General features: G+C 41.2%; 21 protein-coding genes and 1 tRNA gene. 13 read left to right on the plus strand and 9 right to left on the minus strand.

Annotation, left to right across the window (positions count from 1 at the left end; all coding sequences use genetic code 11):
* Positions 1-20 precede the first annotated feature (20 nt).
* The 5 genes from BP74_RS07245 to BP74_RS07265 all read left to right on the plus strand — a co-directional run bounded on the left by BP74_RS07245 (position 21) and on the right by BP74_RS07265 (position 3,267).
* Entirely contained in the window at positions 21-845 is an 825-nt protein-coding gene (locus BP74_RS07245) for an aminotransferase class IV (RefSeq protein WP_496372555.1), read from the plus strand.
* Positions 846-952: 107 nt separating this feature from the next.
* Entirely contained in the window at positions 953-1,288 is a 336-nt protein-coding gene (locus BP74_RS07250) for a hypothetical protein (protein ID WP_496372557.1), read from the plus strand.
* A 107-nt stretch (positions 1,289-1,395) separates the two neighbouring features.
* Positions 1,396-1,968: a hypothetical protein gene (locus BP74_RS07255; protein ID WP_496372559.1), complete on the plus strand. Its 573-nt coding sequence runs from the start codon at positions 1,396-1,398 to the stop codon at positions 1,966-1,968.
* Positions 1,969-2,086: 118 nt separating this feature from the next.
* Positions 2,087-2,536 carry an Hsp20/alpha crystallin family protein gene (locus tag BP74_RS07260; RefSeq protein WP_496372561.1) on the plus strand — a complete coding sequence of 150 codons (450 nt, stop codon included), beginning with the start codon at positions 2,087-2,089 and terminating at the stop codon, positions 2,534-2,536.
* Between the two features lie 98 nt (positions 2,537-2,634).
* Positions 2,635-3,267 (plus strand): MgtC/SapB family protein, encoded by a 633-nt coding sequence (locus BP74_RS07265; protein WP_496372563.1) that lies wholly within the window; start codon positions 2,635-2,637, stop codon positions 3,265-3,267.
* A gap of 32 nt (positions 3,268-3,299) precedes the next feature.
* Here the strand turns inward: BP74_RS07265 and BP74_RS07270 are convergent, their stop codons facing one another.
* The 4 genes from BP74_RS07270 to BP74_RS07285 all read right to left on the minus strand — a co-directional run bounded on the left by BP74_RS07270 (position 3,300) and on the right by BP74_RS07285 (position 7,653).
* Positions 3,300-4,313, minus strand: a complete 1,014-nt coding sequence (locus BP74_RS07270; RefSeq protein WP_496372565.1) for a glycosyltransferase family 9 protein — start codon at positions 4,311-4,313, stop codon at positions 3,300-3,302.
* A 109-nt stretch (positions 4,314-4,422) separates the two neighbouring features.
* Positions 4,423-5,667, minus strand: a complete 1,245-nt coding sequence (locus tag BP74_RS07275; RefSeq protein WP_496372567.1) for an MFS transporter — start codon at positions 5,665-5,667, stop codon at positions 4,423-4,425.
* Positions 5,668-6,360 (minus strand): DedA family protein, encoded by a 693-nt coding sequence (locus BP74_RS07280; RefSeq protein WP_496372569.1) that lies wholly within the window; start codon positions 6,358-6,360, stop codon positions 5,668-5,670. It abuts the gene before it with no gap.
* 57 nt (positions 6,361-6,417) lie between these two features.
* A complete protein-coding gene (locus BP74_RS07285; RefSeq protein WP_496372571.1) occupies positions 6,418-7,653 on the minus strand; it encodes a dicarboxylate/amino acid:cation symporter in 1,236 nt (411 codons plus the stop codon).
* Positions 7,654-7,813: 160 nt separating this feature from the next.
* On the opposite strand from BP74_RS07285, the gene BP74_RS07290 reads away from it, so the two are divergent.
* The 3 genes from BP74_RS07290 to BP74_RS07300 all read left to right on the plus strand — a co-directional run bounded on the left by BP74_RS07290 (position 7,814) and on the right by BP74_RS07300 (position 11,213).
* Entirely contained in the window at positions 7,814-9,463 is a 1,650-nt protein-coding gene (locus BP74_RS07290; protein WP_496372573.1) for an amino acid permease, read from the plus strand.
* 155 nt (positions 9,464-9,618) lie between these two features.
* Positions 9,619-10,341 (plus strand): YebC/PmpR family DNA-binding transcriptional regulator, encoded by a 723-nt coding sequence (locus tag BP74_RS07295; RefSeq protein ID WP_496372575.1) that lies wholly within the window; start codon positions 9,619-9,621, stop codon positions 10,339-10,341.
* A 473-nt stretch (positions 10,342-10,814) separates the two neighbouring features.
* Complete coding sequence (locus BP74_RS07300) at positions 10,815-11,213, plus strand: thiol-disulfide oxidoreductase DCC family protein (RefSeq protein WP_496372577.1); 399 nt, start codon at positions 10,815-10,817, stop codon at positions 11,211-11,213.
* Positions 11,214-11,220: 7 nt separating this feature from the next.
* Here the strand turns inward: BP74_RS07300 and BP74_RS07305 are convergent, their stop codons facing one another.
* From BP74_RS07305 to BP74_RS07315, 3 genes are all read right to left on the minus strand, one after another.
* A complete protein-coding gene (locus BP74_RS07305; protein ID WP_496372579.1) occupies positions 11,221-12,006 on the minus strand; it encodes a PhzF family phenazine biosynthesis protein in 786 nt (261 codons plus the stop codon).
* Between the two features lie 4 nt (positions 12,007-12,010).
* Complete coding sequence (locus BP74_RS07310; RefSeq protein WP_496372581.1) at positions 12,011-12,592, minus strand: trimeric intracellular cation channel family protein; 582 nt, start codon at positions 12,590-12,592, stop codon at positions 12,011-12,013.
* Positions 12,593-12,709: 117 nt separating this feature from the next.
* Positions 12,710-15,103, minus strand: a complete 2,394-nt coding sequence (locus BP74_RS07315; RefSeq protein ID WP_496372583.1) for an alpha-ketoacid dehydrogenase subunit alpha/beta — start codon at positions 15,101-15,103, stop codon at positions 12,710-12,712.
* A 105-nt stretch (positions 15,104-15,208) separates the two neighbouring features.
* On the opposite strand from BP74_RS07315, the gene BP74_RS07320 reads away from it, so the two are divergent.
* From BP74_RS07320 to BP74_RS07335, 4 genes are all read left to right on the plus strand, one after another.
* Entirely contained in the window at positions 15,209-15,640 is a 432-nt protein-coding gene (locus tag BP74_RS07320) for a DUF1573 domain-containing protein (protein ID WP_496372585.1), read from the plus strand.
* A 4-nt stretch (positions 15,641-15,644) separates the two neighbouring features.
* Positions 15,645-16,133: a DUF1573 domain-containing protein gene (locus tag BP74_RS07325; protein ID WP_496372587.1), complete on the plus strand. Its 489-nt coding sequence runs from the start codon at positions 15,645-15,647 to the stop codon at positions 16,131-16,133.
* Between the two features lie 143 nt (positions 16,134-16,276).
* Positions 16,277-17,506: a pyridoxal phosphate-dependent aminotransferase gene (locus tag BP74_RS07330; RefSeq protein ID WP_496372589.1), complete on the plus strand. Its 1,230-nt coding sequence runs from the start codon at positions 16,277-16,279 to the stop codon at positions 17,504-17,506.
* Positions 17,507-17,728: 222 nt separating this feature from the next.
* Positions 17,729-18,535: an SRPBCC family protein gene (locus BP74_RS07335; RefSeq protein WP_496372591.1), complete on the plus strand. Its 807-nt coding sequence runs from the start codon at positions 17,729-17,731 to the stop codon at positions 18,533-18,535.
* Here BP74_RS07335 and BP74_RS07340 read toward each other — a convergent pair.
* On the minus strand, positions 18,529-19,131 hold the full coding sequence (locus BP74_RS07340) for a GNAT family N-acetyltransferase (protein ID WP_496372593.1): 603 nt from the start codon (positions 19,129-19,131) through the stop codon (positions 18,529-18,531). The two genes, BP74_RS07335 and BP74_RS07340, sit on opposite strands and share 7 nt — an antisense overlap.
* 152 nt (positions 19,132-19,283) lie before the next feature.
* On the opposite strand from BP74_RS07340, the gene BP74_RS07345 reads away from it, so the two are divergent.
* Positions 19,284-19,357 (plus strand) — tRNA-Met (locus BP74_RS07345).
* Between the two features lie 686 nt (positions 19,358-20,043).
* On the opposite strand, the gene BP74_RS07350 is transcribed toward BP74_RS07345, so the two are convergent.
* A complete protein-coding gene (locus BP74_RS07350) occupies positions 20,044-22,566 on the minus strand; it encodes a DUF5686 and carboxypeptidase-like regulatory domain-containing protein (RefSeq protein WP_496372595.1) in 2,523 nt (840 codons plus the stop codon).
* Between the last annotated feature and the right edge of the window lie 542 nt (positions 22,567-23,108).

A 23,108-nucleotide genomic window follows, 5' to 3' on the forward strand; every position in this document is an offset into this window, starting at 1 on the left:
CCAGGAGCATATAAACGCGAATGGACAAGTATGTTTTTATCAATGATGATTTTGTAAAGCGGGATAAAGCCTTCCTGCACTATAGTGATCTTTCCATTCAAAGAGGTTATGGCTGTTTCGATTTCTTCCGGACCAGGGATTCAGTACCGGTTTTTATAGAAAAACACCTGGACCGTTTGTTCCGTTCTGCTGAAATAATGCACATGACCATCCCCCTTTCCAGGGAAATAGTACGAACAGTGATCCATGAATTAATCAATAAAAATGGCATCACCGATTCGGGAATAAGGATCACGGTTACAGGTGGTTATTCACCAGATGGTTATTTATTGACTAACCCCAACTTAATCGTTTCAGAGAATCCTTTTAAGGAATTGAAAACGTCTACATATAAAGAAGGCATTAGGCTGGCGATGTATCCTTACCAGAGACAACTGCCCGAAGCCAAGACCATTGATTATTTAATGGAAATCTGGTTGCAGCCCTTTATCAGTTTACAGTCTGCTGATGATGTATTGTATTTCCGGGATGGATCAATTACTGAATGCCCCCGGTCCAACTTCTTCATCGTTACACAAAATGGAGAAATCCTTACACCCGGCGAAAACATACTGATGGGAGTTACAAGAGAACGTATCATTAAGGCTGCCGCCGAACAATTTGATTTCCGGGAGAAAAATATTTCCCCGGATGAAGCTATGCAAGCCAGTGAAGCCTTCATTTCGAGTACCACGAAAGGGGTTTTACCGGTTACCTATATCAATGGAAAGGTTATTGGAAGCGGCAAACCAGGGCCAGTTACTGAGTACCTTAGTGGCTTATTACGTGACGTTGTCAAAAGCTAAAGTTTAGAGCCCTGGAATGCTCCTTCGAGGTAAATCAGGTGAAAAAACGGGTGCTTTTACCGTGTTTTGCGCATTTCACCCGCCGGCAAGTTTTCTACCTTGCTTGTATGACAAATAATACACTTCTTTCAGAAATAGACCTTTGGGAAGCCTGGATCGAATTCGATCACGAAGGCACAGAAAGTTTCGGAACGCTTTATATTTTAGGAGAAGTACCTGTCTCTAAAAAATCGCATCACCCTTTCATTATAAAATGCATACAGGATAATGATCCTCATACACTCATATTAAGTGTTGAGTTGAGCGCTTCCGTCAGTGGCTCCAGCGAAGCTGAAGTTGTTTATTCTGAAAAGCTACCGGGATTGGACAAATACAATTGTATTAAGATCTACAGGGGCAAGGACCTGTTAACTGAAATAAACGAACTTGAGGTCCTCGTTTGATCTGCTCCTCATTGCACATTTGTCTTACTAACGCGCTATTACCAGTCCATGACTGGTAATTTTTTTGTTACGGCATAAAATTTTCAAGTATCCTATAAAACATAGGTATGGATACTAAAAGAAATAATACCCCAGGGGGGGAAAGGGAGCCCGGCAATAACCGTATAGAGGGTCGCTCATCAATACCTGGTGATCTACCTGACTCTCAAAAAGAACGGGAAGAAATGAGAACAAAAGAAGAATTTATTGATCTTCCAGATGTAAAAGATATACCCGGACAGGAATTTGTCAATGCACCCCCTTTGGGAGCATTGGGCGATACCACAATTGCTTCTGACGATGAAGAAGGAGTTGGTGTTTTTGACCTTGATGATAGCGAAGACTTAACTCCCGGAACTGAGGGCGATGTGAACAGGGGTGAAAGACAGGCCCTGGAGCAAACTGACTACCTCCCAACACGCGATGAAATTAACCTTGTCCAGGCGAGGATGGATAATACAGACTTCCAGAATGAACCTCTGAATGAAAGAAGTTTTGGAGAGGTAAGGACTGCCAGAGATCTTGATATCCCCGGGGCAGATCTTGATGATGCCAATGAAAGGATAGGTGAAGAGGACGAAGAGAATAATGACTACAGCCTGGATAGTTCAGATGATAATATTTCAGAAGAAAGATCCTGAACAAGGACAAGTTTTCAGTATTCCTGCAAAAAATTCAGTGCGAAAGGTAATGGCATTTATGTTGATCAGAACGAGTTGTTGCTTTTAAAATATAATAACCAATAAAACGGAGGTTTTTATGTCAATAATTAAAAGAAACAATTCATTTCCAGCCATGAACAGCATCTTTGATGACCTTTTTAACAGGGATCTTATCAATTGGGGTTTAGTAAACAATTCAGCTACCAACACTACTTTACCTTCTGTAAACATCCGGGAAAACAATGACAATTTTGTTGTTGAAATGGCAGCCCCGGGCATGACCAAGGAAGACTTTAAAATTGAACTGGATGGAAATCTTCTCACTATCAGTAGTGAAAAAGAAGACAGGAATGAAATGAAAGAAGGTGAAAAGTATACACGCCAGGAATTCAGTTATCAATCTTTCCAACGCAGTTTTCAACTTCCAAAAGATGTGGTTGATGCTGATAAGATCCAGGCAAAGTATGAAAATGGAGTATTAAACCTGGTCATTCCTAAAAAAGAGCATGCAAAGCAGAAGCCACCCAGAATGATAGAAATAGCTTAATGATAGTCCGCCACGGCGGACTTTTCTTTTATCTTTCCTTTTCAAAGACTATGAGTCCCCGTATATGTAGTATAATTTTGATCTACATAATATAATGCATGCCTTCAATAGATGTTTTACTGCTAAAACTTTTAATGGTTATTATAGTGGGCGGATTGATAGGAGCCGAAAGGGAATACCATAGTAAAAGTGCCGGGTTTAGAACCATGATCCTGATTTGCCTGGGTTCTTTTTTATTTACCACATTTTCCATCCATATTTCTGGTTCCAGTTCCGACAGGATAGCATCTAATATTGTTACTGGTATTGGATTTTTGGGTGCAGGGGTTATTTTTAAAAGTGATAACAGGATCAATGGGATCACAACGGCTGCAACTATATGGGCTGTGGCAGCACTGGGAATGGGTATAGCGGATAACGCTTATATGCTGGTAGGAATTTGCACTTTGATCATAATGTCAGCATTGATGTTGTTAACAAAACTGGAGCAATTTATTGACAGGATCAACCAGTCGCATACCTATAAAATAGTCAGCATTTACAGGGATGACTTGCTGAAACAATATGAGCAAATGTTCAAAGAGTGCGGCTTGTATTACAAACGATTAAAGCGCACCAGGAATGGAGAATACCTGGTAGGAACATGGATCGTGCACGGTTCTGAAAAAAACCATAACCGTTTCACCAAGCTGATACTGCACGATACTTCGGTAAAAGAATTTGAATTCTGATACAACAACAGAAATTGCACTTCAAAGTAATATTATTCACTGGTCCTTCCCAGCCTGGCATTGACCTTCCTGATCATATCATCAATGTCCATTTTTTTCATGCATTTGAAATGGCCCTGCGGACAGGAATCTCTTCCCATTTTTGTACATGGACGGCACCATAGCTTATTGACCTGGGCATCGTCATAAGGCCTGGCATGTGAAAGCAGGTAACTATCACCATAATAAGGAACCATCCCAAAAGAAGGTGTAGTGCTGCCCCATACTGCAATGACCGGTTTTTTAAGAGCCGCGGCAATATGCATCAGACCTGTATCGTGTGCTATAACAAGCTTTGATTTACGAACCAGGTCAGCACTTTCATTCAATGAAAACTTGCCACAGGCATTGTAAACTTTCACCGGGTCAACTTTGCGTATTTCTTCACCCTCAGCAAATTCTTCCTTTGCACCTAAGAGGATGATAGGATGATCCAGTTTTTGACACAATTCCTGCAGCTTATAAACTGGAAGTTTTTTGGTATAAAAAGAAGCGCCAATGACTATTGCAACAAAACCCAGCTGGTGTGAAGCAGGTATATCTTTTTGCTGCACCTCTTCTTCTTTTGGGATAAAATAATCCATGCCTGCACCATCATTGTGCACTCCAAATGATTTCACGGTTTCCATATAGCGGTCAACGATGTGAAGCTTTGGCATCACATTCCATTTCAGCTTCACGAAAATGAGCTTTTCAATATTCAGCTTATTAAAAGATATGGATGGGACCTTGAGTGCTTTTTTAACTCTTAGTGTTCTTAAATTATGATGCAGGTCAATGATATGATCAAACTTTTCTTCTTTTAAATCAGCAATCATTTGTTCCCAATCTTCATTCAGCAGGTGCAACTTATCCACGTAAGGATTATGCGCCATGACAGTTTTAAATTGAGGTTTTATCAAATAATGGATCTCGGCTCCGGGCACCTGCTTTTTTAAACAGCGAACAACAGGAGTTGTCAGTACAATATCACCAATGGAAGAAAACCTGATTATTAAAAACTTCATCTGCCTTTGGATTGGATTTTTATTAGGAAATGCAAAGTTGTAATTCCTGTTGATTAGAACTAATAAATTTTAGATTCAAATTGATCCATATACTTTAGGTTCATAACTATTACTCTTCAACATATTTAAGATCCTTATGGAAAGTTTCTTCAGTGAAATAAGCTGAAACCAGGGTAACTATCATCACCAATATCCCTGTCACAACAGCGCTTTTGACCAATGCCCATCCCCAGCTATCCTGGAACAGATTCTTAAATAACAGGTTGATCAATGGAAGCGACCCCCTTACCATATTGGGTATGGTAGTGGCAGCCGTGGCCCTCAGGTTGGTACCAAACTGCTCGGCACCCATAGTTACAAAAATGGCCCAAAAGCCGGTACTGAATCCCAGGGCGGTGCATATAATATACATCCGTGTATCGTTATTATTCCAGGGACTAAAAAACAGGATGGCTGACACAATACTCAAGGCATAAAAAAGATAGAGTGCTTTTTTCCGGCTTTTGAAATACTGACTGATAAATCCTATCAATATATCACCTACAGCTATGCCGATATAAGCGTACATGATGGCCTTACCGCTATTCACTGCATTTTCTCCATACAGGCTAAGCGCAAAACGGTTGCTAAGGTTTACCAATACACCAATAACAAACCATGTTGGTAAGCCAATCAAAATAGCCAGTATGTATTTCCTGAACCTTGCAGCATTATTGAAGAACATCAACAGGTTGCCCCTCACCACATTTTGCTGTTTGACCTCGTGAAACATACCGCTTTCCGCTACACTTATCCTGAGAAGTAACAACACTACTCCAAGGCCACCCCCTATTTTATAACATAAGCGCCAGTCTTGCGTGTATTCATAAGTTAAAAAAGCAAATACGGCACCGAATAAGCCTATGCCTGCTACCAGGGAAGTGCCAATACCACGCTTATCCTTAGGTAACAATTCACTTACAAGCGTGATTCCTGCGCCCAGTTCTCCGGCAAGACCTATACCTGCCACAAACCTGGCATAGGCATAATGGTCAATGGTGGTAACATACCCCGTAATAAAATTGGCAATTGAATATAGAAGTATAGAGCCAAACAATACACTGAGTCTTCCACGCTTATCACCCATTATACCCCAAATGATGCCGCCAATAAGAAGGCCGATCATTTGCCAGTTAATGATACGGGTGCTGGCAGCCAACACCTGTTTCGTATTGGCCAGGTCAATTCCTACGCCCTGCAAGGAGGGTTCCCTGACGATGGTGAAAAGCAACAAATCGTATATATCAACAAAATAGCCAAGGGCTGCCACCACTACAGCAAGGCTAAAAACAGAAGAATGATTCTTTTGTTTCATTTATCTTTTTGAGTTGTGATCAGTTGTGGTTGCAGGCTGCTTTTTAGTAAAGAATAATTTGTAAATGACAGGAAGCGTGGTGATAAGGATGATGGCAATCGTGATCGCTTCAATATGATCCTTCAAACTGAAATTATATTCACGCTCTACCCAGGACTGTAGAAAATATCCACCCAGCATCATACTGCATACCCAGGCAATACTACCCAGGATATTATAGAAAATAAAAGTGGCCCTTTCCATTTTTACAATACCGGCTACTATGGGCGCAAAGGTGCGGATGATGGGAAGGAACTTGGCTAAAAAGATAGTAGCCTTTCCATATTGGTGGTAAAATTCAGTTGCTCGCAATAAATGTTTTTTCCTGAACAACCATGTCTCTTTTCGTTCATATAATAAGGGCCCGGTTTTGCTGCCAAACCAGTAACCTGCAATATTGCCTAAAAAAGATGCAATGATCACAAGTACAATGACCAGGTAAGGCAGACCAAAAAATTCTTTCCCAAGATTCTCAAGATAGATTCCTGCGGCAAACAACAAGGAATCACCGGGTAAAAAGAAGCCAACAAATAATCCTGTTTCGGCAAAAACAACGAATAACAAGAAGTATAGCCCTCCGTTTGTAATGATCCATTCTATAAATCGTTGAATAAATCCTCCCTGTAACATCGTGATATGTAGTAAGCTATCCATCTGGTTGTTTCTGATTTAAAGGTTTGTACTGAGCTTTTTCCTGCGATGAAATACTTCTTATTCAGTTAGCTCTCCTTCCCATTTACTTACCACACTTGTTGCCAATGCATTTCCTACCACATTGGTAGCCGTTCTGAACATATCGCAAAAATGATCAATTGGCAATATTAAAGCTACTCCTTCAGGTGGAATGTTAAACATGGAACAGGTAGCCAATACCACTACAAGGGATGCCCGTGGAACCCCGGCTATACCTTTACTGGTTAACATCAGTACCAACAGCATCATTAACTGGGTTTCTATGGGCATATGCATACCATAAGCCTGGGCTATGGCAAGGCTGGCAAAGGTCATATACATCATGCTGCCATCAAGGTTGAAAGAATAACCGAGCGGCAACACAAAGGCTACGATCTTATCCTTACATCCAAACCTTTCCAGTTCTTCGGTAAGCTTTGGAAACACTGCTTCGCTGCTGGTGGTGCTGAAGGCTATCAGCAATGGGCTACCTATCCTTCGCAATAGTTCTTTGATCCTTCCTTTTAATATGATGGTTCCAACTGTTAGCAGCAATATCCATAGAATGGCGATGCCAATTAAAAAGAAAGAAAAGTATTTAAGGTAAAAAACAAATATGCCCAATCCTTTGGAAGCAACAACTGCTGCTATGGCACCAAATACCCCAATAGGCGCAAAGTTCATTACATAGTTCACCATCTTTAGTATTACATGGGAGGCAACATCCAGCGCTTTGATCAGGGGTTTGGTATAGTCGCCGATAGCGGCAGCAGCCACACCAAAGAAAATGGAGAATACCACCAGCTGCAATATTTCATTGTTGGCCATGGCCTCCACAAAGCTTTTGGGTATGACATGCTCTACAAAGTTTTGAAGCGAAAAACTCTTTTGCTTGGTAACAAGGTCTGTCAAGCCTTCAACATCCTTTTGAGAAAGGTCAATATATTGACCCGGCTTGAAGTAGTTCACCAATGCAAGACCAATAAGCAAGGAAGCCAATGAAGCGGTGATAAACCAAAGAATGGCCTTACCTCCCACTCTACCTACTGTTTTCAGATCACCCAGTTTGGCAATACCTACAACCAGTGTTGTAAAAACCAGAGGGGCAATGATCATTTGCACCAGCCTGATAAAAATGGTGCTTAATATTTTGATATTGTTAGAGAAGCTTTTTTGAAAATCAGGGGCAGTACTGGTAAAAACAAAGTATCCGACAAGGATACCCAGGATCATGGAAAGTATAATATATAGAGTGAGACGGTTCCCTTTATTCATACGGTGCGCTTGTTAAACAGCGTGCCGAAAATCGGAAAAAAAAGGCATATCATAGATTTTCAATTGTTTTTGCTATAGCCATACATCATAAAAGAAAAGTAGTGTTAATGAATTATTATTTATTTTACGAGCTTAAACGAACCATAATCAACAATTTCACATGAGTTTATTTGTTAAGAAACCCCTTGCGGGACTTTTAGCTGAGGCCCAGGATAGTAGCGGCCATACCTTAAAGAAAACGCTCGGTGCTGGCGGATTAATAGCCCTGGGTATCGGAGCTATTATTGGTGCGGGATTATTTTCTATCACCGGCGGTGCTGCAGCCAACCAGGCAGGACCTGCCATTACCATTTCTTTTGTTGTTGCAGCTCTCGGTTGTTTGTTTGCCGGGTTGTGTTATGCTGAATTTGCATCTATGATCCCTGTTGCGGGTAGTGCCTATACCTATAGCTATGCTACCATGGGAGAATTCATTGCCTGGATCATTGGATGGGACCTTGTACTGGAATACGCGGTTGGTGCTGCTACTGTAAGCATTAGCTGGAGCCGTTACCTGGTTAAATTTTTGGAAGGATTTGATGTGCACCTCCCTGTCTGGATGGCCACAGGGCCTTTTGATGGAGGCATGATCAATGTGCCTGCTGTATTCATTGTGGTCTTAATGAGTTTATTACTTATTAAAGGAACCCAGGAAAGCGCTTTTGTGAATTCAATCATTGTTGCATTAAAAGTGGCAGTGGTTCTTGTGTTCATATTCCTGGGATGGAAGTACATCAACAACGATAATTACAATCCATACATACCTCAAAACACCGGAACATTTGGTGAATATGGCTTTAGTGGAATCATCAGGGCTGCTGCCATTGTGTTCTTTGCCTATATAGGCTTTGATGCCGTGAGCACCGCCGCGCAGGAAGCAAAAAATCCCAAAAGGGATATGCCCTGGGGTATCCTGGGTTCCCTTGCCATCTGTACTGTCCTATATATACTTTTTGCACACGTAATGACGGGCGTAACCAGTTATACCTCCTTTAAGGGCCAGGATGGAATTGCTCCTGTAGCTGTTGCCATTGAGCATATGGGTAAGGCTGATGCTGCTGGTGTGATTCATGCCGATTATCCCTGGTTGAACCGTGCCATTATTGTAGCTATTCTTGCCGGTTATTCATCGGTGATCTTAGTGATGCTAATGGGTCAGAGCCGTGTATTCTACAGCATGAGCCGTGATGGTTTATTACCTAAGATATTTTCAGATGTACATCCTAAGTTCAGAACTCCTTCAAAAAGCAATTTCCTATTCATGCTTTTTGTTAGCCTTTTTGCAGCCTTTGTGCCTGCCAGGGTTGTAGGTGAAATGACGAGTATAGGTACCTTATTTGCATTCATCCTGGTTTGTATTGGCGTAATGGTTTTAAGGAAAAACGAACCGGATGCTCCAAGGGCTTTCAAAACTCCATGGGTTCCTTTTATTCCGGTGCTGGGCATTGCCACCTGTTTATTCATGATGGTGTTCCTTCCACTTGATACCTGGATCCGTCTTATCGTATGGATGATGATCGGCTTTGATGTGTACATATGGTATGGCATGAAATACAGCCATTTATCCAGCGGTAATACACAGGCCTGGGGCAGAAGCAATCGCATCATTGGCATATCGGGCTTGTCGTTGGTAGCCCTATTGATCATTGTTGCCTTTATACATCATAATGTTATGGATGTTAAGAATCCTGATACAGGCTTATTTTATTTTTCATTGGTCTTTGCTGCTGTTCATGCAGTGTTGTACGGCAACAGGCTAAATAAAAAATAGATATTTATTTTCCTAAATAAGGCAGCTATGGTTTTACATAGCTGCTTTTTTTATTTGTAAATAGTACTTTTGCGGCGCTTCCCTATTCCTTTTCATACTTAAGTTTTAATGGAAGGAGAAGTCTGTGAATCTGAAATAATAAATATCAAAGTTTTATGGGTCGCATATTTGAAGTTCGAAAATCCACCATGTTTGCCCGATGGGACCGCATGGCCAAGCAATTTACCCGCATCGGTAAGGAAATAGCCATTGCAGTAAAAGCCGGAGGTCCTGATCCTGCAGTAAATCCTGCTTTACGTCGCTGCATGCAAAATGCAAAGGCTGTAAATATGCCCAAGGATAGAGTTGAAGCAGCTATTAAAAGGGCGCAAGGCAAGGAGATGGAGAATTACGAGGAGATCTTATACGAAGGATACGCTCCTTATGGTGTAGCAGTATTGGTGGAAACAGCCACAGATAACCATGTTCGCACGGTAGCTAATGTAAAAGCAATATTTAATAAAGGAAATGGTGCACTAGGCAACAGCGGCAGTGTAAGCTTCCAGTTTAAAAAGGTTGGCTCTTTCAAGCTGGCTCCCCAGGGATTAAACATGGATGACCTGGAACTGGAACTGATTGATCATGGACTGGAGGAATTGGGTGAAGGAACGGGTGAAAATGGAGAGGATGTGATAGTTTTACGATGCGCCTTTAGTGATTTTGGAAACCTTCAAAAGGCACTGGAAGAAAAAGGTATTACCCCTTTAAGTGCTGAACTGGAATGGATCCCCACCACCACGGTTGAATTATCCGAAGAGCAGGCACAGGATGTTCTAAAACTGGTTGATAAGCTGGAGCAGGATGAAGATGTCCAAAAGGTCTTTCATAACCTTCAATAACTTATAATAAAAGGCTGTCTAATAAAAAGACAGCCTTTTTTTCTCCCCCCAATTGCTTGTAAGTAATATATTATAGGAAACTGCCAAAATCACAGTATTACAGGCTGTGAACTTCCTTTTATTTACACCAATTACATTTAAATCCCTACCAACCCCTGTAAACTTATTTGAACTCCTGGAAAACCCTCTAAAAGAGGGATTTTGTACCTACTTACTACTTATCTCCTCCCTACCTCCGGTATAGCTAAGGTATAGTAACGGTATGGATACTCCGTGCGGGCACGGAGTATCCATACCGTAGATAGGGAGTAGATAGGGCGAAGCCTGGGAGAAGCTATATGGTTACTGCCCTTATGTTTTATCTTATCTGCCATTTCAGCAGGGCTAAACCGTTAATAAAGTTTGCATATAAAGAAGCACTTAATATGAGCCTGGGCATACTATAATCATAATGAAGCTAATTTTGATAAGCTATGGATAACCCGGTGATATTATTTGATGGAGTCTGCAATCTTTGTAATAGTGCCATCAACTTTGTATTACGACATGATAAAAAAGGAATCTTCAGGTTCGCCTCGTTACAATCAGAGGCAGGTAAGCAATTATTGGCCGCGCATCATTTAGATTCCAAAGAACTGAATTCTTTTTTCCTGGTTGATAAAGGGAAGGTTTATAAAAAGTCCGCAGCTGCTCTAAGGGTGATGAATTATTTTGCCTGGTATTGGAAAGAATTACAAATATTGAGAATAGTACCTTACTTTCTGAGGGATGCGATATATGACTTTATTGCCGCGAATCGCTATAAATGGTTTGGAAAAAGAAATGAATGCATGGTCCCTACACCAGAATTGCAGGAAAGGTTTCTCCGGTAAGGTATATCTATATATCAATTTCTCCCTGGAGGAAAAGCACGCATTTGCCGCTCATTAAAACCCTGTCTCCTGCCAGCTCGCAATCAAGGTTACCTCCACGTTTTGATAATTGTTTGCACTTCAGCTTTGTTTTTCCCAGTTTTTGCGACCAGTATGGAACAATATTGCAATGCGCCGAACCCGTTACCGGATCCTCATTGATTCCGGCACCAGGATAGAAACACCGTGATACTACATCAGCAGATTGGCCCTTTGCTGTAACGATCACCCCAAAAGCATTCAGTTGCTGCATCAATAAAAAATCAGGTTCTATGTTCTTAACCGCTTCTTCATCAGGCAATACAACGAAATAGTCTCTCGACTTCAAAATTTCTACGGTAGTATTTGTGCCCAGGCTTTTTAGCAGGTCTGCAGGGGCAGAACATGGTTCAGGAATCCGGGCAGGAAAATCAAGTGTATAAATCCCTTCCTTCGCAGAGGCTTTTAACTGGCCAACCTTTTGGGTTGTAAAATGGATCTCTGCGATGTGAGGTTCTATAAAATTCTTTATGACATATGCCGAAGCTAATGTGGCATGACCACAAAGGTCAACTTCATTCTCGGGAGTGAACCAACGTACCTGGTACACTTCATCTTCCTTTACTATAAAAGCTGTTTCACTCAGGTTATTCTCCATTGCTATTTTTTGCATGAGGTCAACTTCCAACCAGGCTTCTAAAGGAATTATGGCGGCCGGGTTACCGGAAAAAACATTTTCAGCAAAAGCATCAACCTGGTAGATAGAAAGCTTCATGGTATTATTTTAAATGGATGCGCGGTAATGATAAATTAAAACGAACAGCTATAAAGCGTATTACAAATATCATCAGTATACAGATCACTTTAGCCACATCATCATTTAAATGGGTCTGCTTCAGAAAGTAGTAGGCAATCCCTCCAATGATGCAGGCCAGGGCGTAAATCTCCTTTTGAAATATTAAAGGCACTTTATTCAATAATACATCCCGGATCACACCACCAAAACATGCTGAAATGGTTCCCAAAGCAATGCAGATACCGGCACTGAATCCTTGCTTCAAACCTACCTCTAATCCTATGATGGTAAACAATCCCAGGCCAAGCGCATCAAAAATGAACAATGCCGTATTTAAATGTTTGAGGTAACTGCCAAAGATCATGGTAAGAATAGCAGATACAAATATGATCAATATGGTATTGCCATTCTGCAGCCAGTTGACCGGAAAATTCCCAACCAGCACATCGCGAACAGTACCACCTCCAATAGCCGTTACAAAAGCTATAATGAGTACTCCAAAAGGATCAAGCTTTCTTTCCATGGCTGAAAAACCTCCAGCCACAGCAAATGCAAACGTGCCCAAAATATCAATGAGATTTAAAAAGCTGGAGTACATTATTCTAAAGATAAGGGCAACAAGGCTGTCCTAAAAAAGAATCCCGGTTTATGCAACCGGGATCTTACAATATTTAATTGTGGCTTATTCTGCCATCATTTCACGGATCTCCGTTTCAATATCTTCCGCGTTAGGTTTGCTGAAGTAGTCGCCATCACTACCATAAGAGGGCCTGTGAGCTTTGGCTGTAATGGTTCGCGGTGCTACATCCAACCAACGATAACCTTTCTGTTCTTCCATTACTTTATTGAACATATAGGAAGAAGCACCACCGGGGACATCTTCATCAACAAAAACGATCCTGTTTGTTTTTTGTAATGATGCCAGGATCATATGATTGATATCAAAAGGTAACAGTGTTTGCACATCTATCACTTCACAGCTGACTCCCTGCTTTTGCAGTCGTTGCGCAACTTCCATGATGATGCGCAATGTGGAACCATAAGAAACAATAGTAATATCCGTACCTTCTTTTAATATCTCCGGAACTCCCAGGGGAACAGCATATTCCAAAAGATTTGCAGGGAGTTTTTCTTTTAAGCGATAACCATTCAGGCATTCAATAACTATGGCCGGATCATTGCCCTGCAGGAGTGTATTATAAAACCCTGCAGCCTGGGTCATATTCCTGGGCACACATACATACATGCCGCGCAGTGCATTGATAACAACACCCAGCGGAGATCCGCTATGCCAAATACCCTCAAGTCGATGTCCCCTGGTACGCACAATAATAGGACAACTCTGTTGCCCCTTTGTTCTGAAATGCAGGGTGGATACATCATCACTTAATGGTTGTAGACCATACAGCAAATAATCCAGGTATTGAATTTCGGCTATAGGTCTCAGGCCCCTCATAGCCAATCCAATGCCCTGGCCCATGATGGTAAGTTCACGAATACCCGTATCGAAAATGCGTTGATCGCCATACTTAGCCTGCAGTCCTGAGAAGCCTTGGTTTACATCACCAATAAAACCCAGGTCCTCACCAAAGGCCACGACTTTTGGATTATTGGCAAATAACTGGTCAAAGTAATGATTCAGTATTTCGAAACCATTTACAGTAGGTGAATCATTGTTATATTTTACAGGAGATCCTTTTACATTCAGTGTGCTTTTAGGTCCCTGGTTGTATAAATGAGAATTGTATAAAGCATCAGTTTCTTTCTGTAATTCCTTATAATAATCTCTTAGCCAAAAACCTTCATCACGGTTACCAATAAGTTGGAGTGCAGCATACAGGTTTTTCATTACATCCCTTCTCAATGGTTCCTTTATGGACAAAAGATCCTTGCTCATAGCTTCCAGTTCTGACTGGTGTTCTGTGATCTTGGAAGCAGTATCCTGTATCAATTCAACAGCTCTTGCCACTTGTTTTTTTATAGGTTGCAGGTATGATTCCCATGCATGCGCCTTACTTGCCCGTACATGGTCTTTAGCTTCTTTTTCTATAGCTTCCAACTCCTCTTCCGAAGCCAGTACATTAGCAAGGATCCATTCGCGCATTTTTTTCATGGCATCCCAGTCCCGCTCCCATTGCAGCCTTTCGTGAGATTTATATCTTTCATGGCTTCCGGAAGTGGAGTGACCCTGGGGCTGTGTTAGTTCTTCTACATGAAATAAGGCGGGCGTATGAGTTTCTCTTGCCAGGCGAATACCTTCTTCAAAGGTTTCACACATGCCGGCATAGTCCCATCCTTTTACTTTATATATATTGAACCCGTTAGAATTTTCATCTTTCTGCATGCCACTTAAAGCCTCGGACACTGAACCTTTCGTTGTCTGGTATTTTTTAGGAACAGATATACCATAACCATCATCCCATACAAAAACTGCAAGGGGAACCTGCATTACCCCGGCAGCATTGATGGTTTCCCAAAACTGGCCTTCAGAAGTAGATGCATCTCCTATGGTACAGAAACAAACTTCATTTCCATTATCAGAAAGATCAAAGAATTGCTGAAGCCCCGGGACATTGCGAAAAGTTTTGGAGGCGAAGGCTAGTCCCAGTCCCCTGACCATTTGACCGGCGGTGGGTGCAATGTCAGAAGAAATATTTTTTAGCTCCGTCAGGTTGAGCCAATCCCCTTTATCATCAACAAAAGGTGTAGCAAAATGAGAAACCATTTGCCTGCCGGCACTGAAAGGATCATTATTCAGATCCGGATCGGCATACAACTGGGCAAAGAACTGCTCTACTGTAGCCAATTCACTGGCAAATGCAAATGTCTGATCGCGGTAATATCCTGAACGGAAATCACCCGGCTGGAAAAATTTAGCCATGGCTACCTGGGCAACTTCCTTACCATCGCCGAAGATGCCAAATTTGGCTTTACCGGTCAATACCTCTTTACGCCCAATAAGGCTGGCCTCCCGGCTTATGCAAACCCATTGATAATCCTGGAGGACCTCAGCCTTAAAACTATCAAAGGAGAGTTTTTCAAGGGATTGTTCCTGGGTTTCAAATGTATTTTCCATCCGACAAAAATAGGGGAAACCCTACATCGTTAAAAAATCACAAATTGTGGGTTTTACTGGACTTTCACCGTAGATTATATTATTTTTGGCTTCAATAGCTTACTTATGAAGAAATTGCTGGTATTATTCTTAACCCTTGTGGGTTTCACTGCTTTAAAAGCACAAACACCTGCAGAAGCCATTGATCTCAAAGAAACAGAGTTTGACTTTGGCAAAATACCCCAGGGCAAGCCGGTTTACCATTATTTTGATGTTACGAATAAGACTGCCACGCCCTTAAAACTCGAGAATGTAACGGCCAGTTGCGGTTGCACCACGCCTGAATGGAACAAGGAACCTATAGCTTCCGGGGCAACAGATAAGATAAAAGTGGGGTATAATGCGGCTGCCGAAGGACATTTTGAAAAATTTATTACGGTTACATACAACGGAAATCAAACAAAACAAATCAAGATAAAGGGAACTGTCTGGAAAGCACCGGCAGGATCGGCCCCTTCAAATGCATCAGTAAACTTTTTAAAACAACAAATACAATAAGAACATGAAAAAAATTCTTCTACTTGCTGCCGTTTTCGCAACAGGTTTCACTGCTATGGCTCAACAAAAAGCCGAGGAAGTTATGAAAGTGAATACTGACAAATATGATTTTGGAAAAATCAAACAAGGTCAGCCTGTTACCACCTATTTTACTATTACTAACACAAGCGACAAGCCTATTACCATTGAAAATGCATGGGCAGGTTGTGGTTGCACTACCCCGGAATTCTCCAAAGAGCCTATTGCGCCTAATGCCACTTCCAAATTGAAAGTTGGTTATAATGCAGCCGCAATGGGTCATTTTGAAAAAGATGTCAACGTAAAGATCGCTGGCTACCAACAGCAAAAGATCGTTAAGATCACAGGCGAAGTAGTAGATGCAGCTGCATTTGATGCATTATCTAAAGCTGGCGCTACTAAAGCTGATGATGTAAAGAAAGTAAAAGTGGAAGAGAAGAACGGTAAAGTTGAAACCAAAGTGAAGAAAGGTTAATCAGAAAATCATAAATACATATAGATGCATCCCCTGCCTTGCAGGGGATGTTTCTTTTTATTACCCTTCAACTTTCTATTTTTAAGATGAATATCATGTGCTAACACTATTCACCAGTCAGTTACAAATTTTATCTTTGCCAGATGCTACAAATCTCAGAAAGGGGTCAACAAATGCCCCCCTCCCCCATAAGAAAATTGGTTCCTTATGCTGAAGCAGCAAAGAAAAAAGGAATAAAGGTTTACCATTTGAACATAGGGCAGCCTGATATTGAAACACCCCCGGCAATATTAGATGCAGTAAGAGATGCCGATATCCGTGTTTTAGAATACAGTCATAGTGCGGGTAATGAAAGCTACAGGCGTAAGCTGGTACAATACTATAAAAGTGTTGGAATCGAACTTACCAAGGAACAGATTATTATCACCACAGGTGGTTCAGAAGCTATTCTTTTCGGATTTTTAACCTGTATGAACCCTGGAGATGAAGTGATCATCCCCGAGCCTTTCTATGCAAATTATAACGGTTTTGCTGTTGCAGCAGGCGTTAAGGTGGTACCTATTACTTCAAATATCGAAAATGGCTTTGCGCTTCCCCCTATATCAGAGTTTGAAAATGTGATCACGGATAAAACGAAGGCTATTATAGTTTGTAATCCCAACAATCCTACAGGCTATCTGTATAGCCGGCAGGAAATGGAAGATCTAAGGACCATTTGTTTGAAACATAATTTATACCTGTTCTCAGATGAAGCCTACCGGGAGTTTGCTTATACGGGTGAATATGTAAGTGCACTTCATTTGCCGGGGATGGACGATAATGTGGTGCTTATGGATACCGTTAGTAAAAGGTATAGTGCCTGTGGTGCCCGGTTAGGTGCCTTTGTTACACGTAATAGATCGGTTTATGATGCGGCAATGAAATTCGCACAGGCAAGGCTTAGCCCTCCGGGATTGGCGCAGATCATGGGTGAAGCAGCAGTGGACCTGCCTGCATCTTATTTTGATGCTCCCAAAGCAGAATATATAGCCAGGAGAAATTTACTGGTAAAAAGGTTGAATAATATGCCGGGTGTGTTTTGTCCTAACCCCGGTGGTGCATTTTATGCCATGGCACAGTTACCCATTGACGATTCGGATAAATTCTGTCAATGGTTGCTTGAATCTTTCTCTGTGAATAACAGGACAGTAATGCTGGCGCCTGCAACAGGTTTTTATGGAACTCCGGGATTGGGCAAAAAAGAAGTGCGCCTTGCCTATGTTCTGAATTTAAAAGACCTGGATGATGCCATGGATTGCCTGGAAAAAGCATTGCAGGTTTATCCCGGCCGGACAGAAGTGAAGGCAGTGAAAAATGAAGAAGCCATTTTATAATCGATTGGTAATTCGATAAGGAACGGGATTGATTGACAGCCTTTCTTCCAATCATTTGCTCCATCTCCTGGGTAAAATACTACTCACTAAATCGTTTGAATGGAATAAGCCTCAACTAAGTTGGGGCTTATTTTATGCGTCAAATTTCAGCGCCAGGAGGCATAATAATTGCAAATTATTAGCCGAACGATCATTTTCAACTATTCATAAAAAATACAGATTATGGCAAATGAACAATATGGTAGCTGGCATGCCGATAATGAGTTTCAACCTCAGGCTGGAAGCGGAGTTATTAATGTAGGACAGGGAGAAAGAATAGCAAGTGCGGCCGTAGGAGCATGGTTATTATCCTCCGGTTTAAATGGTTTAATCAAACACCCTGTCAATAGCCTGGTAAAACTGGCTGTAGGTGGTGTTCTATTATACAGGGGTGCATCAGGACATTGCCCTGTTTATGAAAGCCTGGGAAAAACTAAAGGTGTTTCCACCACAGACGCGGTGAACATCCGTACGAGCATGATAGTGAATAAATCAAAGGAAGAAGTATATGCTTTTTGGAGAAAACTGGAAAATCTCCCTTTGTTCATGAAACATTTAGCATCCGTAACGGAAATAGATTCAAGACATTCCCATTGGGAGGCAGTGGTTCCCGGCAATATAGGAAGGATCAAATGGAATGCGGAAATAGTAAAAGAAGAGCCTAATTATATGATAGGATGGCAATCCATTCCCAACTCAACTATCAATAACGCGGGTAAGGTTACATTCCATGATGCAGCCGGCGGCGGAACAGAACTGGAAGTGGTGATCAGTTATCATCCACCTGCTGGTGAAATAGGTTCAGGACTGGCAAGGGCATTAAACCCTGTTTTTGAGAAATTGATTCGCCAGGATGTGATGAACTTCAAAGAATATATCGAAACAAAACATAAAGGTTCTACTGAAAACACCAATGACAATCCAAACATTTTACGCAGCGAAGCTGAGAGTGTGCAGGATGGTTCAGGAAACCAGTATGTAAATCAGTAAACCAGTTTCTTCGAGATGTGGGCAGCTGCAGTTTTGAAAAGTTCCTCGAACTGAGTGTGCTGCATCTCACCAAATGCAAGGGGTGGTGAAGGCTTTCGGTCATAGTGATTGACAGAAAGCTTCCACCACCCTACATTTTTCCACTCTCCCAATTTGTAGCCGATATTTTCATAAGTAGCAAAATGTACAAAGCCACATTTTTCGTGGAGCTTTACACTGGCTTCATTAGGTAATGTAATACCCGCATAGATATTACGGTATCCCTGCATTTTCAGCATTTGAAAAAGCACCTTGTATAACTCCCGTCCTATTCCCATTCCCTGGAAATCACTTTTAGTATAGACTGATGATTCACAACACCATTGGTAGGCTGCCCTCTCCCTATGGCCTGAAGCGTATACATAACAAATAATAGCATCATCAAGCGTACATACCAACCAGGCCCTTACCAGCAGGTTTTTCAGGATCCTTGCCTGGAATTCAGTTGCTGAAGGAACTTCCGTTTCAAAAGTACAGGCACTCCCCTTGACATAGGGTGCATATATTTCCAGAATTTGTTGGGCATCTAACGCGGTTGCCACTCTTACCTGTACCATTATGAGAGTTTTATAGAAAGATAAATTTTTACACCTTGTTAAAGAAGAAAAAATGATTTCCCATTAAACGCCTGAATACTTATTTTTGCACCCCCTAAACCAGGGGAAACTCCAAGAATATCTAAAAGGATGTAAGTGGAGTGAATATCTAAGGCGAGGTAGCTCAGCTGGTTAGAGCATCGGATTCATAACCCGAAGGTCGGCAGTTCAAGTCTGCTCCTCGCTACATAGAAAGCTTCCCATGTGGAGGCTTTTTTATTTCCTACCATTCAACATTCAAAAGCATCGGATTCATATCCGCCTGAGGCGGACGGCAGTTCAAGTCTGCTCCTCGCTATAGGAAAGCTTCCCATGTGGAGGATTTTGTATTTCCTACCATTCAATATTCAAAAGCATCGGATTCATATCCGCCTGAGGCGGACGGCAGTTCAAGTCTGCTCCTCGCTACAGAGAAACTTCCCACGGTAGGCTTTTGTGTTTCTATCCTCTCATATTCAAAGTATCGGATTCAAATCCGCCTAAGGCGGACAGCAGTTCAAGTTGTTTACAGAAAAGAAAACCATTAAATAAAAATGCCCCCCTGTTGTGGAAGGCATTTATTATAATTCAATTTTCCTGGTAACTATTTAGCACAGTCCTTACAGGTGCAATTGCTTCCGCAATTACAATTTTCACAAGTACAGTTTGGATTATCACATTTCTGAAAGCTTTGACTGGCGTTCTGGCTGATTTGAAATTCTTGTTTCATACTATTTGTTTTGATTATTTAATAGAACAAAACTAGCTCTGGCAACCAGGTTTACTGTTACACAACTCTGGATATAGTTTATATAATTTTGGGTATTTACAAAGGCCTGCTAGCCATCCATTAATTAAAAAGCTTCCCGGGAGGAAAGCTTTAATATACTGTGATCAAAATTCAAATCTCACTCTTCCCCTTATGCCCCAGGTGGCTATATCAGCATGATCGAGATAAGTAAACCGTTTTACAACATCAACACGTAGAAGCTTAAATATATTACTGATACCTACACTTCCCTCTATATAAGGCTCTTTATCCATTGCAAACGTAGTAGGAACCCCATTGTAAGAAGGAAACTTGTACAGGTCAGGATTTTTCTCAGGATCATTTTCACTGCGCACACCACCATATAATATTTTGGCAGTGACTACTTCCCTGAGATCAAGTTTTTTGATCAGGGGCAGCCTGTTAAAAATGAAACCATTAAAATGATGGTCGACATTAAGACTCACATACCTGTCACTTACAAACTCAAGAAAATTCATCAGGTTATAGGAGGCCAGTTGGTATGCGTAGGTCTGGTTGGCACGATGTACAGTCAATAAAGGATAAGGAACTTTTCCGAATATATACCCTCCTTCCAAAATCATGTCACTATTACCAAATTGAGACATGTACACTCTTTTAGAAATGGAAAGATTCAGGTTATCATAATTATACTGTCCATTGAAAGGACCCTTTAAACCTTTGATATACCTAATGCGGAAAATGGGATGCCTGTTGATAATAGGCGTTCTGAATACCGTTCCCTGGTAAAATTGTTCACCCGGCGCCCATCTCAACTCCAGCGAAAGATCCGTTGTAGTTACGGAAGAATCCTTGACAAAAACGCTGTTATGTTGCTTGATATATTCTATAGCACCTGCAGGTTCCTGCCTCCAGTTCTTTATTCCAAGATCATAGGAAAAATGGTTAGCCAGTTCATGAACATAATTCAACCTGTAAATGGTATTATACAACCATTTATCGTTCTTACCCCTTTTGAATGATAACAGGAAGTTGTCTTCCTGCACAAACTGCAGTTCCTGGCCTGGTATCCTTGTTTCTCTTTGGGCACTTGCCTTTATATAATTTAAGGGGAAAGAATAAATTGACTTATTGTTTAGTGAATACGTCAGGGCCAGGAAGCCTTTCCATTTTTCATCTTTGAAGCCGTAAGCCGCATAGGTTTCAAGGTATACCCGCTTGCTTAATTTAGGAGTGGTCCTTCCTCCAAAACGCAACCTGAAACCTTCCACCGGGTTGAAGCTATAAAAAGCATTGGCAGGCCCTATCTCAAATTTGCCAAAATTTTTATACCCTGCCAGGATGATATTAGCTATATCCATGAATCTCCTGTAAGGTTTCAGCGTTTTCAGGCTGTCAATATTTGTATACACCTTGGCCTCCGCTACCGTCAATGTATCATGCCTGCGTAAGGCCCAAAAGCTATCCCGGTTTTGAATAGAATTCTTTAAAGTAATGGTTGAAGGGCCTTCATAGAATTGTGGCTCCCTGGGCTTATTGATCGTATAATTTTTATAGGAGACAGTGCGTTCACCAAAAATGCCATTCCCTCTTCTTTTAGTTATGCTGGCCTCGGCCAAAACATTGCTCTTAATGACATGATATTTACTATCAGCCGGGTTTTGCTCGAATTCCTGGTTAATATACATTTCACGCACCAGGTTCAGGTTGATGTTGGGACTCACGGTCATGTTCAGTTTTTGAACAGCATAATTGGTGTCCAATGTGATGAACATAGTTCCCCTGAAAAGGAAGTCATTGGTATTGCGGGGTGTGAAATACATTTTCACCAATTTCTTCCCGGATGCATCTGTAACCGTATCCCTGATGAAGAACATATAGAAGCTAGGCGCCATATCAGCGATCGGGCTAAGGAACTCCCGTGTGAAAAGTGATATGTTATTATCGTAAATATTTACATCCTCATACAGCCTGTTTAGATAGGAACTAACTCCATTGCTATCCACAAATTCACCATAATTCACCTTACGGTCTGCTTCAACTATGGATTTCCTTTTCTCGGGATTTTTCCTGTAATAATTATCAGTAATTTTTTCTTCCAGGTAAATTGGTATCAGGGTCTTGCCAGGTATCTTGGTCGTATCCTTATTCTCAAAAAGGAACTGGAAAGGCTTTAATAATTTATTATTAGCTACTTTTTCAGACACCTTGCTCAAAGAAAGCTGCAACTTCTCATATTGCTCATATTCCACATAATCATAAAACTCTGGCTTATTCTTATCCCTGTTGGCAATAACGCGGCGAATCAGTTCTACGGCAGGATTGTCCTTATTATGATAATTGATCTTCTTTTTGCTTTTGATCACCACCTTGCTCAGGTCCTTGGTGTTATCCAGCCATAAATCCACATTTACAGTTTGCTCAATACCATTTTTTATGGGTACTGTGCGGGTCTTGTAGCCTATATAGGATACCACCAACTGGTTAACGATCCTGTTGGTCCTCATCTCAAAATGGCCAGTGGAATCAGCAGTAACTCCTTTTCCTTCCTTGAAGTAAACAGAGGCAAAAGGAATGGGATCCTTTGTGCCGGCATCCATCACAATGCCACTAACTACAGTGGTTTGAGCATACAAAGCATTCGCTACCAACAGCAAAAGGAGCATTGAGATCCATTTGACTATTTGGGAGTGATATGTGGAATGGTCCATTACAAGTTTTAATTTTTATCAGCTTTTTGGTGAATACTGCCAGTCGCCATAGAATTTATAAGTTCAGACAAATGCATTGATCTGTAAACCACCAGGTTGAGCCAGATCTTTTTAGCTTATCGAGGATCCAATGGTCTATCCAAAATCAATATAAGTTTCTATAAAGTTGTTTCTATCAGTCTTCAACCCGCAAATGTACAGGTTAGATCAATGTTGCGCTATTGATCCCCTAACCATTCAAATAATTTCACAATTTTAAAACGTCCCCAATACTGTACGCAAGGTATTCATAGTTTACTGGGATTACAAAGTTTCTTGAGGAATAGAATCATGTCGGCACTTAGGATTCAAGATTTGAATCATAAAAATATCATGTGTTATCCAACCTTAAATCCTACCAATCTCAGGATAGCTAAACTTAAAGGCAGTTGTAACGATGTAGAAATAGTTCTACAAAGCGGCTATTAATTCCTGAATAGCCTATAGTTTAAATTTAA

The sequence above is a fragment of the Flavisolibacter ginsengiterrae DSM 18136 genome (assembly GCF_059568575.1).